This window comes from Shewanella sp. WE21, from assembly GCF_002966515.1.
In the GTDB taxonomy this organism is placed as follows: Bacteria; Pseudomonadota; Gammaproteobacteria; order Enterobacterales; family Shewanellaceae; genus Shewanella; species Shewanella oncorhynchi.
The window spans coordinates 5,174,797-5,191,462 of record NZ_CP023019.1 but is presented as its reverse complement, the minus strand read 5'-3'; the positions used below and the strand labels follow the sequence as shown (position 1 = coordinate 5,191,462).

Sequence of the window (16,666 nt, the reverse complement as noted above, 5' to 3'; positions counted from 1 at the left end):
TAATGTTTCATTAACTTATCTATTAGATTATCCATAATGCGGGTATTGAGCGCTCCACACCAACAATCAATCAAGAACGGGAACTGCTCAATACCAATGACAAGGAGCTAGGTATGCGAGATGAGTCAGGCAAGATGTGGAAGGCGGCAACACAGGTTATTCATGGCGGCCATGAGCGAGAGGCCTTTGGTGCCTTAGTGACGCCGCTTTACCAAAGTGCGACTTTTGTGTTTGAGTCTGCACAGCAAGGTGGTGAGCGATTTGCGGGCAATGAGCTGGGGTATATTTACACGCGTTTAGGTAATCCGACAACTGCCGAGCTTGAACGTAAAATGGCGATTTTAGAAGGGGCAGAGGCCGCAGCAGCAACTGCTTCTGGTATGGGCGCAGTATCCGCCGCATTGCTGGCTAATTTGCAGATGGGCGATCACTTAGTGGCGTCGAATGCCGTATACGGTTGTACTTATGCACTAATGACGACTCAGTTTGCCCGCTTTGGTATTGAAGTGTCTCTAGTGGACTTTTCATCGGTAACAGAAATAGAAGCGGCGATCAAATCCAATACTAAGGTCATTTTCTGTGAAACCCCAGTCAATCCGCATTTGCAGGTATTTGATTTAGCGTCAATTGCGAATATTGCTAAACGTCATCAGTTAGTCAGTATTGTCGATAATACCTTTATGACCCCATTACTGCAGAGGCCGCTGGATTTTGGTATTGATTTGGTGATCCACAGTGCGACTAAATATCTCAATGGTCATGGTGATGTGATTGCGGGGATAGTGTGTGGCAGTGAAGAACAGCTCCATAAAGTGAAGTATGAAATTTTAAAGGATATTGGCGCTGTGATATCGCCACATGATGCTTGGCTGATCTTACGCGGCCTTAAAACCTTAGATGTGCGTTTGCAGCGCCATTGCGATAGTGCCCAGCGCGTGGCAGAGTTTTTGGCGGAACATCCAAGCATTACACGTGTGTTTTATCCCGGGCTTAAATCTCATCAAGGGCATAAATTCATTGGCCAGCAGATGAAGCGTGCTGGTGGTGTTATCGCGTTTGAACTGGCGGCAAATTTAGAAGAAGCCATGGCCTTTGTCGGATATCTAAAGTTGTTCTCAATTGCGGTGAGTCTAGGTGATGCTGAATCCCTGATTCAACATCCTGCATCGATGACGCATTCACCTTATACGCCAGAGGCGAGGGCTGCCGCTGGGATTGGTGATAATTTGTTGCGGATCTCTATTGGTTTAGAGGATTGTGACGACATCATCGCCGACTTGAACCAAGCGCTAGCTCGATTAGCTTAATGAATGTTGTTATTTTAAAGACCGCTAGTTATTTGAATGATAAAAGGATGCTTTTTGCATCTTTTTATCATAGTCAAGCACTGGCTCATTGAGCCGAAGACAGAAGTTTAGCGATAGTGAATATTTATGACGCCGATTTGGTATTTCGGGACAGCTTAGACTATTTTTGATTTGAGGCCACGGAAGTAGGACGAAAGGCCGCAAATCATGGAATAGAGGAATTGTTATGAAAACCACAAATCGTATACCTGCTTTTATGAGTGCCATAGCATTAACGGCTTTTTTGGCAAGCCCAGCAATCGCAACAGAAACCCCAACCAAAGCCGCCGTGAAAGTACAGGCTAAAACTGAAGCGGGTGAAATGGCATCTGATGCGAAAAAATCTATGCCAGATGCCGCTCAAGTCAACATCAATACCGCTTCAGCCGAGCAGTTACTCGTACTCAAAGGGATTGGTGCCGCAAAGGCTCAAGCGATTGTCGACTATCGCACTAAAAATGGTAAGTTCAATGCTATAGATGACTTAGCCAATGTCTCTGGTGTTGGGGCTAAGATAATTGAGCAAAATCGCCATTTGATCAAGTTGTAACCACCTTTGGCGATGATTGCGGTGTAGCCTGCTGATTTTTATGATAAGAGATTCAGTAAAACATATATAAAAGTCTGCATTTGCAGGCTTTTATCATTTCAATCACTCCATTTGCTTATAGATTGTGCAGTTAGGTGGGATATTAAGAGAACTTATCGATTAGCGCTTGATCCCATAGGGTCCATGGGGGATAATCCTCCGCGTTCAAGCAATGCTTTGGTTTATGTCATTCAAAGTAATGTTCGAAGTTATGGTGACCCTAGGGTCCCCCCGCAATGATAACTTGTGAACTCGGCCAGGCCCGGAAGGGAGCAACCGCAGCAAGCGACTCGTGTGCCGGGGTGTCGGCTCTAGGGGAACCTCCAATTCAACAGTCCCTCTGCTTATTTCCGTTGTACCTCTTTATATCTACTCAATTTATATCATTCAATATTTTAGCTTACAGACTATTTCCGTTTTCTGCTGTTAATCATTTATAGCGTTAATATTTCTGCACAATGAGATAATCCATTGCCTGCCTCTTTTCTTGCCACTACAACGGCTAAAAATGCTCTCAACAGTAACCTTTAACGAAATTAACGATTGGCTTCGGCTTCTTCCTGTAATCTTTTTTGCAGATTTTGTTTAAGAAAAGCGCGGGACTTTTCGAGTGCGGTTTGGATCTCACGCTTTAATTCCTGTAGCTCGTTATAGTCTTCAAAGAAGTAAGTATCGACGAGGTGGCGTATGTAGCGCACTGGCAGTTGATTTAAGGTCACGCAACATAAGTCGGCGAGATAGTCCTCAGGAAGTTCGTCCATAAGTCCTTCATCTGACAATATTTCCATTAAAAGAACTTCGTAGTAATTACGGATTTCGAGTTGCATTGTTATGCTCCATGACGGTTTTCATTGAGTTTGCTACCACAAATGATTTGCCGCAATAAAAAGTTGGCCGTGTCTTTGGCTTAATTGTAGTGCGTCTCTGCTATAGCCGCCGCCTATCACGGCTGCAATTGGAATATTTTCCGATTTTGCCATTGATAACACAGTTAAATCCCGTCTGAACAGTCCTTCTTGGCTGATATTGAGCAAGCCAAGATCGTCATTTTGATGAATATCGGCCCCAGCATCATAAAGAATCAGATCTGGTTGATGGATTCGGATAAGGAGGGCGAGTGTCTGCTCCACAGTTTCAAGATACGCACTATCATCGTCCGCTCCTTTAGTTAGTTCAATATCATGGTGGGAATGCTGCTTACGACTCGGGAAATTCTCTTTGCAGTGAATCGAGCAACTGATGATCCCTTGATGTTGGTGGCTGAGGGTTGCACTGCCGTCACCTTGATGCACATCGCAATCAAAAATCAGTACCTTGTGTACTTGCTGGCTCGCGATGGCATTTCTGGCCGCGAGGATAAGGTCGTTGAAAATACAATAGCCGCTGCCAAAATCGTAATGGGCGTGATGGTAGCCCCCCGTGAGATGCAGGGCAATACCCTGATTTATGGCTAATGAAGCTGTGAGTGTGGTGCCAGCCACAGAATGCAAGGTACGCTCAACTAAGGCTTCACTCCATGGGAAACCAATCCGTCTAAGCGCCGCTGTTGGCAAGGTACCCGCGATAAATTGCTCTACATATTCGCGTTGATGCACTTGCATTACATCTTCTGCAGTCATGGCCGTTGGCGTGTGGAACTGTGCAGTCGTGGCAATGTGGTTATCGAGTAAGTACTGCCGTAAATGTGCGTATTTAGTGGTGGGAAATCTGTGATGGGGAGGAAGCGCCAGCTTGGAATAGCTGGCGTGATAAACCAGTGGGATCAGAGTCAATATTGACTAAACCTCGTTATCGCAAGTTGTTATAGCTGTGAAATTGCCCAGCTCATAAATTCTTTACGGGTTTTTTCATCCGCTTGTAGCCACCAGTATTGCAACATTTGTTGTGGGTTGGCTCCTGCTGCTTTAGAGGTGTCTACGGGGGCTGTGAGTGATGTTGCGTTAACGGTCGCCGATGTTGTCACGGGGGCTGGTGCAACAGCTACTACTGCTCCAGCGGCACCGGTTGCTGCTGCGGCAGTACCGGATACGTCAACGGCTTGATTACCACTGAAAAGGCGAGAGACGAAGCTTTCTTCTTCTAAATTGGTATTCACCACTTGGTAATTGACGCTGCCTTTGTCACTACGGGTTAATTTGACTTGTGGGTTTTGCGCGTAAACTTTAGGCTTTTTAACGACTTCACCTTCGGCCGCTTGCAGGTAATATTGATGGTCGCCATTAACATCTAAAGTAACGATGAAAGGTGCTGACTTAACAAAGGTTTGGCTGTCACTAAAATCATCCTCTACCATTTCATGATAACGAATGGCGATTTTGTGAGTGCCGGGGGCCAATTCTAAGCTGCTTTTATGGTTGAATACGCTCGACTCGACTTTTTTACCATCAAGAGCAAGATACTCAAATGACATAGGAATGTTCAGATCTGCAGCGAAGGCTGAGGCAGATCCGAGTAATACTAGCAGGCTGCTAATTGGCAAAAGTGATTTCATTGTTACTCCTTAACGGTTATTACTCTGATACGGGCGTTCGAATATTTGAATGCGATCTTCTATATAACTAATAGCTTGCCTGCATTTTCCTAGACGACGATGCATCAAAAGGATGTCATTTTGCAATTTTATTTTGTCAGCACTATGACAGTTTTCAAGTTTTGATTCCATTTCTTCAATTTTTTGTTCAAATTTTTTCGCCCAATTCAGATGTTTGTTCAATTCTTCGTAGATCTCATGACTATTTTGCATCACGTTATTGGCGATCCAATCGAAACCACTGGCTTGGTGAGACTGATTCTGGCGTTGTGCAAAACGGGCACGGCTACTGGCACGCTGCTGAGTTTTAGACTTAATGTCGATAGAAGTGGTCAGCAAGGCTCGTTTGACTGCGGTAAATCTATCTTGGATCCGCTCACAGCTCAGGGCAATGGTCTGGGGGGCGAGTTTAAGCTTAATTTGTTTTTCGAGCTGCATAATACTGCTACGAATTTGTTCAATACAGGGGCCGAGTTGGGCGCCGTGTTGGACAAACAGCGAGTGATTAAAACGCTCCGTTTCTTGCAGAAGTTTACGCTGCGGCGGCGCGAGTCGATTATCGTGTTGCAGCACTTCTTGTTCTAAGGCTTTAAGCTGATTCTTCAGCATCACCATTAATTGTTGGGTGTTCACAACCATGCGCTCCATGCCAAATTCGCTGCAATCATTAGCACGATCAAAATAAACAGTGGACGGATAAAGGGCATACCAAATTTAATCGCACAGCGGGCGCCGATAAATGAGCCTAACATCATGCACAATCCCATCCACAGACCTATTTGCCACTGTACCTGTCCAAGCCAGCCAAAGATAGTCAGTGCGGTCAAGTTGCTGGTAAAAGTCATCGCACGGGCAAGGCCACAACTGTGCAGTAAAGGCAGTTTATACAAAGAGCCAGATGTGACGGTCCAAAATGCGCCAATGCCTGGGCCTGCAAAACCATCATAAGTGCCTAAAGCCAGTCCCTGTAGCCATTGTTGCTTGGCTGGCGGCTTGCTGGTTGGTACTTTGCAGTTAACGTCTGACATCGCATTGGGACTGACTAAACTGTAAATGGCGATGCCAATGATCAGCAGCGGCAGGACTTTTTCGAGCCATTGGGTATCGACTAAATAGACTAAAAAACTGCCCAATACCGCGCCGATAAAGGTGGCGATAAAAGCCATGTACCAAAACGAGGGTTTAAAGAGATGTTTGCGATAATAGGTCCAAGCCGCCATAAAAGAGCCAAAGCTTGCGGCTAACTTATTGGTGCCTAATACGGTATGCGGCGCAATGCCTAAGGTTAACAGTGCGGGGATCGACAATAGGCCACCGCCACCCACGACGGCATCAATGAATCCAGCGATAAGACCTATGACTGCCAACAGGGCCCAATGACTGGGCTCGAGTAACAACTCCAAATTTTAATCCTACTCTATAACACGTCTAAAGGGCGGTAAGGCATCCAGTAAGGACTTACCATAGCGTTTAGTGACTAACCGCCTATCTAAAATAGTCACTCGGCCATAATCTTGCTCTTTACGCAGTAATCTACCACAACTTTGAATAAGCTTACGTGAAGCATCTGGGATCGTCAGTTGTAAGAAGGGATTACCGCCTTTGACTTTGACATATTCTGCATGCGCTTGCTCAACGGGCGAGGTTGGCACGGCAAAGGGCAGTTTAGTGACGATCAAGTTCGTCAGATAATCGCCCGGTAAGTCGAGACCTTCAGAAAAACTGCCGGTGCCAAACAAGATGCTTGGTTCGCCTTTATCGCATTTAGCTTTATGATTTTCTAACAATTGTTGCCGTGGCGCATTGCCTTGGATAAGTAGCTCAGTGGTGAGTTTACCTTCAAGTAATTCAACCACTTTTTCCATCTGCCAGTAGGAGGCGAATAGCACTAAGGTTGCCATTTCACCTTCAATAAGGGTGATGATTTGTTCGGCAAGTTCAGCCGTATAGGCATCATCCGTCGGCTCAGTGCGCATTTTGGGTAAATAAAGAGTCGCATTATTGGGGTAATCGAAGGGCGATTGTAAGGCTAAATAACGACTGCCATCGTTGAGTGATAACCCCACCTGATGTACGAAATGGTCGAAGTTATTGAGTGCGCGCAGCGTGGCGCTACATAAGACTACGCCTGCGGCCTTTTGCCACAGCATGGATTCCAGCATAAAGCCGACTTCGATAGGTGAGGCGCTAAACAGATAATCCACTTGTTTACCTGTGATAAGTTCAACCCAGCGCGCCATAGGGGCACCTTTATGTTTATCTTCCTTGGCCATCATCCTCCACAGTTTCTGCAGGTTTTCGAGCCTTTGCAGCATAAATCCGGTTTCGGCCAATAGCGCTTCGGATTGATGTTTAGGAATGTCGCCATCTTTAATCGCCTCGGCCAGCAGTGACAGCATTTTATTAAACTGTTTGAGGGCTAGATTAGAGGTAACAGCGAGGTTTTCAGCCAGAATGAGTAATGAGTCCGGCAGTTTGCCGTGCTCAAAACGCAGACGGTTTTCAGGATTGGCAAAGTGTTTGGTCTGGGTATCGCAGTAGTGGGCCACTTGATTGAGCTGGGCGATAAGATCGCCTAAATGATCTTGCATCGCCTGCGCGGGGGCAATGATATTGTTGCTCTTTATTTGGTTTTGTAACTTGGCGCAGGTTTTACCAATTTTTTCGAGCCAGTCGCATGCGCCCCTCAACGTGGCCTGTGCACTGGAGAAATCCCGCGCCACAATCGGTAAGTGATGTGCCTCATCGATAACATAAAATACGTCTTCGGGATCGGGCAAAATCACGCCGCCACCTAGCTCTAAATCGGCGAATAACAAGCTGTGGTTGGCGATGAGTACATCCCAAGTATCAACATCTTCACGGGCTTTATGGAACGGGCAATTTCTGTGGCTGGCGACTTGGCGATGACAGCTGTGTTTGTCGCAGGCGATTTGTTGCCACAGGTGATCGGGCAGCGGCACGGCTAAGGTATCGATTTCGCCGTTCCAGCGACCTTCGTTATAGTCTTTTAACAGGCCATGCATCATAGCCACTTGGCTATTGTCAGGTTTAGTTTGCCACATGGCCATTTGTGTACTGTTGTCGTCACCGATGAGCATCGCCAGTTTCGATAGACACACATAACGTTGTCGACCTTTTACTAGGCCAAAGCGGAAATTTAAGCCGGATTGCTCAAGGAAGAAGGGCAAGTCTTTATGCAGTAATTGTTCTTGTAAGGCAACGGTCGCGGTGGCGATACAGACTTTTTTCTTGCTCGCTAATGCCAGTGGAATGGTACCGAGGATGTAAGACAATGATTTACCGATCCCAGTGCCTGCTTCGACCACTATGATGCGCCTATCTTTATCATAGTCGCCGGCGAGGGTCTTAGAGATTTCCGCCACCATATAGTTTTGTTCGCGGCGCGGCCTAAAATTAGGCAAGGCGGTAGCGATATCCTTATAGATGGCGCGGATCTGGTTTTTTACATTGTCAGGTAACATGCGTCACTACTTTATCGAATTAATGCTGTACATAATAACAGTGATTGCATAGCCTAAGAAACTTTTCTGCCATTTGGCGGCATTTAAATTGAGAAACCATCTAAATTGACTAGCTATGCGATTTGGGAACCCATGCGATGAAGTCAGAGGCTACCGCGGCTGTTAGTGTACAAGGTCGAGTCTTAACACGCCATGCGATTCATCGTCATGGGATTTTAGTGTTGCAGTATTATCTGGCTACCGCCCAAGGCCCTGTGCTGGTGGAAGTGCAAGGCACTGAACACATTTGTTTTTGTCATCAAACTGATGTCACGGCTTTGCAGTTGCAAACGCCGGGTCAAGCATTGCGGTTTGTACCGTTAGCGCTCAAAAGCTTTAAAGGCGGCGCAGTCAGTGGTGTTTATGCTAAATCGAGCAACAGCTTACGTACCTTACAGCGCATCGCTAAAGATGCCGACATCCCCTTATTTGAAGCCGACATTCGCCCCGAACAGCGTTATTTAATCGAGCGGTTTGTGGCACTTGATGTGGCATTTTTAGGGCATTTCTCTGCGACGAGTAACATACACGAGCCGACTAGCGACAGTCTTGAGGCTAACTCGCTGCCCGTGTTTATCGCCGAGCGGGCTAAGAGTATTGCCCCTTTAACGGCTGTACATTTGCGCTGTATCTCACTGGATTTTGAATGTAGCTTTGAGGGGTTACTCTATTCGGTTGCATTATATGGTCAAGACAGTGGCCGAGACGGTGAGCAAGATAGCCTCAAGCAGACTTATGAAAAAGTGATTATGGTGGGTGAGGCTGAATCAAACTCTCCCGAATATATTGAATGGGTGGCCGATGAGGCTGCACTCATTCATCGATTAATCGCGTGGTTCCATGAGTTTGATCCTGACTTTGTCATAGGTTGGTCAGTGGTGAGTTTTGACCTCGCACTCTTGTCACGCCGTGCATTATTACACCGTATTCCGCTCACCATTGGCCGCGGAGGGGCAAAGCTTGAGTGGAAAGTCGATAATAAATTTCGGCCAGAAACCTTAGTTTTACCGGGCCGTGTGGTACTCGATGGTATCGATTGGCTCAAAGCCGCTTTCTATCATTTTGAGCGGTTCTCGTTGGAATTTGTATCACGGAAATTATTGGGTGAAGGCAAGGCCATTCATAACGTGGATAATCGCGTTGAAGAAATTGATAAGTTGTTTAAGGCCAATAAACAAGCATTAGCACATTACAATCTTACTGACAGCCGTCTGGTGTGGGATATTTTTAGTCATACTCAATTATGGGAGTTCGCCCTCGCGCGAGCTGAACTAACAGGTTTAGAGTTGGGGCGGGTTGGGGCTTCGGTGGCGGCATTTAATCATTTGTATTTACCCCATCTACATCGAGCAGGTTACGTCGCACCCTATGCTCCTGCGAGTGATGGGATCGAAAGCCCCGGCGGCTATGTGATGGATTCTGTACCGGGACTTTATAAGCACATCTTAGTGTTCGATTTTAAAAGTCTGTATCCCTCCATTATTCGTACCTTTTTGATTGACCCTAAGGGATTAATTGAAGGTTTGCGATTGCCCGAGTCTGAATGTGTTGCGGGGTTTCTCGGTGGCCGTTTCAGTCGGCAACAGCCCATTTTACCTAAGCTTATCCAAACATTATCTGAGCAGCGCGAAAAGGCCAAAAGTGAGCACAATGCGCCTTTATCCCAAGCGATAAAAATTATCATGAACTCGTTGTATGGGGTTTTAGGTTCTCAAGGTTGTGTTTTCCACGATGCAAAGTTAGCAAGTTCGATCACTATGCGTGGCCATCAAATCATGAAACAAACCCGCACATGGATAGAAGAGATGGGCTATCAAGTGATTTACGGCGATACGGATTCGACCTTTGTCTGGCTTGGCAGCGAGCCAGATCTCTCAGACATTAACGCCTTAGGTAACACTCTGGCGCGGGAAATTAATGCTAAGTGGCAGGCTAAGATCGGTGAAGATCATCAAGTTGAGAGTTTTCTCGAGTTACAGTTTGAACGCCACTATGAGCAGTTTTTTATGCCTACCTTAAGAGGGTCGTTAGAAGGCAGTAAAAAACGTTATGTTGGCGCGTGGCGTAATGCGAGCGATGAACTTGAGCTTACTTTTAAAGGTATGGAGCAAGTGCGCAGTGATTGGAGCCCTTTAGCGCGCAAAGTTCAAGAGTCACTCTATGAACGGATGTTTAACCAAAGGGATATCAGTGTTTATTTGGCCAGTGTGTTTGAAAAGCTGCTTGATGGCGAGTTGGATGATGATTTGGTATTTCGTAAACGTATGCGACGCAATATTGAAGATTACACGGCTAAATCTTCTCCCCATGTTAAAGTCGCTCAACAATTATGCGACTTAACAGGATATGCCTCTTTTGGCAAGCGTGGGGCGCAGATTGATTATCTGATTACTGTAAATGGACCGGAATCCTTACTGTACAGAACGTCGCCAATTGATTACCAATACTACATTGATAAGCAAATTGGCCCTATTGCCGAGCCTGTTTTTTCGATAATGAAACTAAACTACATGGATATTGCGTCAAAGCAGTTACTGTTAATATAGTGTTTTTAATGTTCTTTATGTGTTGCGCAGGGTGGCGAATGTAGCGTTTTAACCTGTTTTGTAGAGGTTAACTGGTTTGTTTTTGTGATGTTAATCGACATATTCTTTAGGTTTAGCTTTGAGGGAATATTGAAAGTTTGCTACCCTTTAAGAGGAAATTGTAAGGAAATATAACAACGGAATGACGTTGACAGAACATAAACAAAAAAGGTTAAGCACCAAATGAACAAGACGTTAGTAGCAATTGCGCTTGCAGCAATTTTTTTAGTTCCATCAGTCTCAGCTATCGAGATCTATAAAGATAATAAAAATGCCGTAGAAATCGGTGGTTTTATTGATGCACGCGTGATCAACACTCAAGGGGAAACAGAGGTTGTTAACGGCGCATCTCGCATTAATTTTGGTTTTAATCGTGAGTTGACTGACGGTTGGAAAGCATTTGCTAAATTGGAATGGGGTGTGAATCCTGTTGGTAGTAGCGACATTGTCTATAATAATCGCTTCGAATCTGTTCAAGAAGAGTTTTTTTATAACCGTTTAGGTTACGCTGGTCTGTCCCATGACACTTATGGAACACTGACTATTGGTAAGCAGTGGGGCGCTTGGTACGATGTCGTTTACAACACTAACTATGGTTTTGTGTGGGACGGTAACACTGCAGGTGTTTACACTTATAATAAAGATGATGGCGCGGTAAACGGTGTTGGCCGTGGTGATAAAACAGTTCAATATCGCAATGCATTTGGCGATGTAAGCTTTGCAGTTCAAGCTCAGTTGAAAAACAGCAGCTTCTATACCTGTGATACAACGGATGATATTTCACAAGCTCAGTGTCAAGCGAACTGGGAAAGCGGTGATAAAGCGGCTCAACAAGTAGAATACAATTATACTTATGGTGGCGCGCTGACCTATAAAGCCACTGATATGCTGACCTTAACTGCGGGTGTTAACCGCGGTGAGTTTGATGTGAGTTTTGGTAATGGCGAACAAACCACTGCGGTTGATCTTATCTACGGTGCGGGTATCACTTGGGGTAACTTCGATAGCAATGGCTTATACGCTGCTGCAAACGTTAACAGACAAGAAAATCATGACACAGACAATATTGGTCGTTTGATTAAAGACGCCTATGGTATTGAAAGTTTAGTTTCTTACAAGTTTGACAATGGATTACGCCCATTCATTTCTTACAACGTGCTTGATGCCGGTAAAGACTATGTCATTCAACCTAACTTTAATGCCGATCCTAACGATGAGTTCAAACGTCAGTTTGTCGTGGTTGGTTTGCACTTTGTATGGGACCCAAACACAGTGCTTTACGTAGAAGCACGTAAAGATTACAGCGATTTTACCAGTGCAGATAAAGAACAAGAAGCTAGAATGGCGCTTTCTGAATCTGACGGTGTTGCAATTGGTATCCGTTACACACTTTAAGTTCTGCCTTGTCTATTACAATAGTTTAATTTTTTAGAATTGTGCTAGTTGTAAGTGTTGCTTCAAAGCCCAAAGTGTAAAACTTTGGGCTTTTTCATTTAAAAAGGTTATTAAACTCAATAAGGTCGTGTTAAACGCTTTAAGTTTTAGCATTTTCTCTCCTTACAACCAAGCTCACGTTAATTATGACGTAAGTTGTGTTATCTCCATCCCCTAAAATCACTCGCTGTATAAATAATCATCACCCACTCATCCTTATGTATCTTTGCTGGGGTAATAATGTGTTTTTTGTTTGTTATTTGTTGATTTAGTGTTTCATATGTGATTTTATTGCTATTGAAATTGATGTGTTAGCAACTAAGGTTGCGATAGAGCAATTTACGCCATCTATACATAAATGTAGGTGCAGAATATAAGAAAAACATGATTTATCAAGGGAGATAGACAATGCATAAGAAAAATTTATTATCTAATTCAGTGCGTTACGCTCTGGTTGGTGGCTTGGCAGCAGCGACGTTAGCTGTGCCATTTGTATATGCAGCTGATGAAAGCGCTGATAAAGTTGAACGAATAGAGGTTACTGGCTCTCGTTTAAAACGAACTGATATGGAAAATGCGACACCAGTAACGACAATTACTTCCGAGCAATTAACCAGCTTAGGTATTCAGGATGTTGGTGAGTTTTTGCAATCTAGTTCTGTTATGTCTGGTTCTCCTGTTGCTACTACTACAAATAACGGAGGGGATGGTAGCGCTTTTGTTGAGTTGAGAGGTTTAGGATCATCACGTACCTTATTGTTAGTAAATGGACGCCGTCCAGTTTCTAATGATATGCAGAATATTCCTGCGTCTATGATTGAGCGTGTTGAAATTTTAAAAGATGGAGCTTCGGCAACCTATGGTGCTGATGCTGTTGCGGGTGTAGTCAACATTATTACTAAACGTAATTTCGATGGGATCGAGTTCACTGCTCAAACAAAGCAAAACTTTGATGTTGATGCTGGTGAGCAAACAAGTTTCAGTTTAATTGCTGGGAAAAAGTTTGATACTGGGCACTTAGTTTTTAACGTTGACTATGTCAAACAGAAAGAAATTTATCAGGGTGATGTAACTGATGTTGATTTTTTTCAGCATCCATGGAACGTTGAGGATCCTGATAGTTTCCAAGCTAATGGTTTGATTCCTCCAGGACAAGATGGTGCAAACGCCTTCGATGCTGGTAGTTCTATTATTCCATGCGGTAATTTCTTTTTATTCGGAAAACCTGGTTCATACACTAATGGAGCATGTCGTGATAATGGTGATCAGGCTTCTAATGATTTAGCGACACTAGACGATATGAGACGCTATGATGGTGCTAAAGATACATATAACTATAATCCTGTTAACTACCTTCAAACGCCATATGAAAAATTAAACTTTTACATTGATGGAAGTTTCGAACTTAATGATGATGTGACTCTTTATTCTGAAACTCGTATAAATAAACGTGAATCAAGACAAGAATTAGCTGCAGTTCCATATAATACGGGTACAGATCCTGGTTATACTGTAATTGATCCTGTAACAGGCTTTGCTTACAAGGGGATATCAAAAGACAACTACTATAATCCTTTTGGTGAGGATGTAAAACAAGCTCGTCGCCGTATGGTTGAAGGTGGTCGCTCATTTGAACAAGATATTTTACGTGCGCAACAAGTTATTGGTGCTGATATTACATTGAATGATGTGTGGTCATTAGATGTCAACTATAATTACGGCTATTCGCAACGAACTGATAATGATTTTGGTCAGTTATATGGTCCTAACTTAGCAAAAGCTTTAGGACCATCATTTAAAGATGCTAATGGCAATATTGTATGTGGAACCACTGGTAATGTTATAGATGGCTGCGTTCCATTAAATTTATTTGGTGGTGCAGGTAGTATTACTTCTGACATGCTAAATTATATTACTGCTCCATTAGTTGACTCTTCTAATTATAAATTAGAAACCTTTACTGCATTTTTAGGTGGAGAGTTATTTGATTTACCTGCAGGAGCTGTTAGCGCTGGTTTTGGTTATGAGTATCGAAGTGAAAAAGCTGAAGCAAACGTAGATTCTGGAAAATTTATGGGTGAAGTTTCAGGTAATAAATCTAAAGGTACAAATGGTGCATTTTATGTTAATTCATTATTTGCTGAATTCCGTATACCTATTGTAGAAGGATTGCCAGGAATAGAGCGCCTAGAGATCCCTGTTGGAGTTCGTTATGATAATTTTGATACCTTTGGCAGTTCAACAACATATCAAACTGGTCTTGAGTGGACTATATTTGATGGCCTGTTAGCCCGCTCCACATATGGAACAGTATTTAGAGCGCCAGATATTGGCGAGTTATATGATCCAGCAAATGATTCATTTGCATCTGCTACTGATCCTTGTCGTATATCTAACTGGACTGATTTAAGTGCAGAGTCTCAGGCTAGATGTGTTGCAGATGGAGTACCATCTGGTGGAGTTGATAATGATCAGTCGCAACAGTTGGCTAAGGTCGGTGGTAATCCTGATTTGAAGCCTGAGGAAGGCGATACTTTAACTGTAGGAGTTGCTTATTCTCCTGACTTTATTGAAGGATTAGGTTTAACTTTAGATTACTGGGCTGTTGATATAGATAACGTTATCACCTCTATTGACCCTTCAGATTCTATTGATGGTTGTTATTTAGGCAACTTAGAAGAAATGTGTAATAGCGTAAATCGTGGACCTGATGGTAATCTTTCATATGTTGATGGACGAAATATTAACTTAGCACGAATGACTGCAAAAGGGGTTGATTTTGAAGCTGATTATGGTTTTGAAACATCTATAGGTGATTTTAAACTTAATTTTGTTTGGACTCATTTCTTAGAACGTGGCGAAAATTCATTTGTAGCGACTGAACAGACTGATGGCAGTTTTGCTTATGAGTATGCTTTTGGTGATGTTGCTGGTACATTTGTAAACGATACTTCTTATGCTGAAGATAAGTGGAATTTCAGTGCTAATTATAAATGGGAAGACTTAAGTGTAACTTATCGTACTAATTATATTTCAAGCATGACATATGACACATTAACTTACGTTGATGTTGTTGGGAAAGGATATGAGTTTGAGGTTCCGAGTGTTATGTATCACGATGTTACAGCTAGTTACGTTTTACCAACTAACACTACATTGTCCGTAGGTGTAACTAACATTACTAACGAAAAACCTCCATATATTGAAACGGCTTTCAATGGCAATACTGATGAAAGTACATATCGATTATTTGGTCGTAGTTGGTTCTTAAGTGTCAACCAAAAGTTTTAAGAGTTAGCACTGTCTAGTCCTGAAATAAGTTGACACTTATTTCCACCTAAAACGCCTGATGAACCTCATCGGGCGTTTTGTATTTTAAGGTCAAATGGGGCCGTCGTTGATTATAGATGGCGACCGCTTCTGCTATCATCTGTCGTGCCTCCTGCAGCGTTGCTGGCTTATGTGTTAAAAGCTCCTGCTTCAATATGCCATTTACTCGCTCTGCTAACGCATTTTGATAGCAGTCATGTCCGTCTGTCATTGAGCATGTCACGCCATGATGAGTGTGAACCGCTTGATAAGCGTTTGAGCAGTATTGTATCTAGGTCTCAGCGGTTTATCTTTGTCTTACCGCTGCCTCAGTGCCTGTTTGTACGCTGTTAGCACACCATCTGTTTTGAGATTATCATCAACATGATAACCCGCGATTTTTCGTGACCAGGCATCGGTCACCAAGCTTAAATAGGCTTCATTATCTTGCAGTGGCAGATAGGTAATATCAGCCACCCAGACTTGTTCTGAGCGAGTGATGTCCACTTGTTGCTCACTGGGCTTAAGCAAGTTGGGATGACACCGAAATCGATGATGACTGTGAGTCGTTTTATGGTACGCCCGTTTAGGCGCGACCAACAAACGATGCGCTCTGAGGCTGCTAAATAACCGGTCTCGCCCAATCACTATTTGATGCGATTTATTCAGTAAATATTGTAACTTGCGTGTACCTATTCGAGGTTGAAACAAGCGTTCATATTGCACCGTTTGCAATACATGTTGCTCCCTCTGCTCTGATATTTTTTGCCGCTGACATTGCTGATAATACGCCTGACGGCTAATCCCGAGGTAGCGGCAGCATTGGGTGACGCGATACCCTATGGCCGTTTTTTCTTGGAGCGTTTCGCGCGTGGCTTTTTTACGACAGAAATCCCGTAGTCAGTGCTAAGTTTTTCGACAATGGCTTCGAAGAACGCGGCTTTCATGCGGGTATCCTCAAGTTCGGCTTCGAGTGCTTTTATCTTTTGCTCGGGAGTGAGAGTGGTGGGCTCAGTCATTAAATGTCCTCGCATTGATGTAGACGGTGTCCCTTGGGACCAATCCAGTTTTCCATGTTTGCGAAGCCAAACTAACACGGTGGAACGACCTTGAATACCGTACTTGTCTTGGGCCTGCTTATAGGTCAGTTCGCCTTTTTCAACTTGGTCGACAACGGCCAATTTAAAAGCGAGGGAATAATCACGTTGAGTTCGTTTAATTGTTGAAGTCATCACACTCTCCAAAATGAGTTTGAAAAGTGTCAACGCTATTTAGGACGGGTCAAACTTAATCATAAAAGCAACTTTTAAAAGTTGGCTTTTTGAGAGCTGGTTCTCTGGTGTGATGGG

General features: G+C 43.7%; 11 protein-coding genes, 1 other RNA gene and 1 pseudogene. 6 read left to right on the top strand and 7 right to left on the bottom strand.

Going from position 1 to position 16,666, the window contains the following annotated elements; genetic code table 11:
• Positions 1–113 precede the first annotated feature (113 nt).
• The 3 genes from megL to ffs all read left to right on the top strand — a co-directional run bounded on the left by megL (position 114) and on the right by ffs (position 2,253).
• Positions 114–1,307: a methionine gamma-lyase gene (gene megL / locus CKQ84_RS23380; protein ID WP_105252926.1), complete on the top strand. Its 1,194-nt coding sequence runs from the start codon at positions 114–116 to the stop codon at positions 1,305–1,307.
• Between the two features lie 226 nt (positions 1,308–1,533).
• Complete coding sequence (locus CKQ84_RS23375) at positions 1,534–1,896, top strand: ComEA family DNA-binding protein (RefSeq protein ID WP_105252925.1); 363 nt, start codon at positions 1,534–1,536, stop codon at positions 1,894–1,896.
• 259 nt (positions 1,897–2,155) lie between these two features.
• An RNA gene (gene ffs, locus CKQ84_RS23370) (signal recognition particle sRNA small type) lies at positions 2,156–2,253 on the top strand.
• Positions 2,254–2,471: 218 nt separating this feature from the next.
• Here the strand turns inward: ffs and CKQ84_RS23365 are convergent.
• Genes CKQ84_RS23365 through dinG form a run of 6 tightly spaced genes read right to left on the bottom strand, consistent with a single transcriptional unit; the run spans position 2,472 to position 7,950 of the window.
• Positions 2,472–2,762 carry a late competence development ComFB family protein gene (locus CKQ84_RS23365; protein WP_028760452.1) on the bottom strand — a complete coding sequence of 97 codons (291 nt, stop codon included), beginning with the start codon at positions 2,760–2,762 and terminating at the stop codon, positions 2,472–2,474.
• A gap of 33 nt (positions 2,763–2,795) precedes the next feature.
• Positions 2,796–3,707, bottom strand: coding sequence for a histone deacetylase (locus tag CKQ84_RS23360; RefSeq protein ID WP_173913211.1), 912 nt, complete (start codon positions 3,705–3,707; stop codon positions 2,796–2,798).
• A gap of 29 nt (positions 3,708–3,736) precedes the next feature.
• Positions 3,737–4,426 (bottom strand): DUF2057 domain-containing protein, encoded by a 690-nt coding sequence (locus CKQ84_RS23355; RefSeq protein ID WP_105252924.1) that lies wholly within the window; start codon positions 4,424–4,426, stop codon positions 3,737–3,739.
• Positions 4,427–4,435: 9 nt separating this feature from the next.
• Complete coding sequence (locus tag CKQ84_RS23350) at positions 4,436–5,098, bottom strand: primosomal replication protein (protein ID WP_105253146.1); 663 nt, start codon at positions 5,096–5,098, stop codon at positions 4,436–4,438.
• Positions 5,095–5,868 (bottom strand): TSUP family transporter, encoded by a 774-nt coding sequence (locus CKQ84_RS23345; protein ID WP_105252923.1) that lies wholly within the window; start codon positions 5,866–5,868, stop codon positions 5,095–5,097. Before CKQ84_RS23345 ends, CKQ84_RS23350 begins: the two co-directional genes overlap by 4 nt.
• A 9-nt stretch (positions 5,869–5,877) precedes the next feature.
• Positions 5,878–7,950: an ATP-dependent DNA helicase DinG gene (gene dinG / locus CKQ84_RS23340; RefSeq protein ID WP_105252922.1), complete on the bottom strand. Its 2,073-nt coding sequence runs from the start codon at positions 7,948–7,950 to the stop codon at positions 5,878–5,880.
• 137 nt (positions 7,951–8,087) lie between these two features.
• Between dinG and CKQ84_RS23335 the strand changes: the two genes are divergently transcribed.
• From CKQ84_RS23335 to CKQ84_RS23325, 3 genes are all read left to right on the top strand, one after another.
• Positions 8,088–10,535, top strand: coding sequence for a DNA polymerase II (locus tag CKQ84_RS23335; RefSeq protein ID WP_105252921.1), 2,448 nt, complete (start codon positions 8,088–8,090; stop codon positions 10,533–10,535).
• A gap of 222 nt (positions 10,536–10,757) precedes the next feature.
• Positions 10,758–11,969: a porin gene (locus CKQ84_RS23330; protein ID WP_105252920.1), complete on the top strand. Its 1,212-nt coding sequence runs from the start codon at positions 10,758–10,760 to the stop codon at positions 11,967–11,969.
• A gap of 447 nt (positions 11,970–12,416) precedes the next feature.
• Positions 12,417–15,299, top strand: coding sequence for a TonB-dependent receptor (locus CKQ84_RS23325; RefSeq protein ID WP_105252919.1), 2,883 nt, complete (start codon positions 12,417–12,419; stop codon positions 15,297–15,299).
• A 46-nt stretch (positions 15,300–15,345) separates the two neighbouring features.
• Here the strand turns inward: CKQ84_RS23325 and CKQ84_RS23320 are convergent.
• A pseudogene (locus CKQ84_RS23320) lies at positions 15,346–16,549 on the bottom strand (IS3 family transposase).
• Between the last annotated feature and the right edge of the window lie 117 nt (positions 16,550–16,666).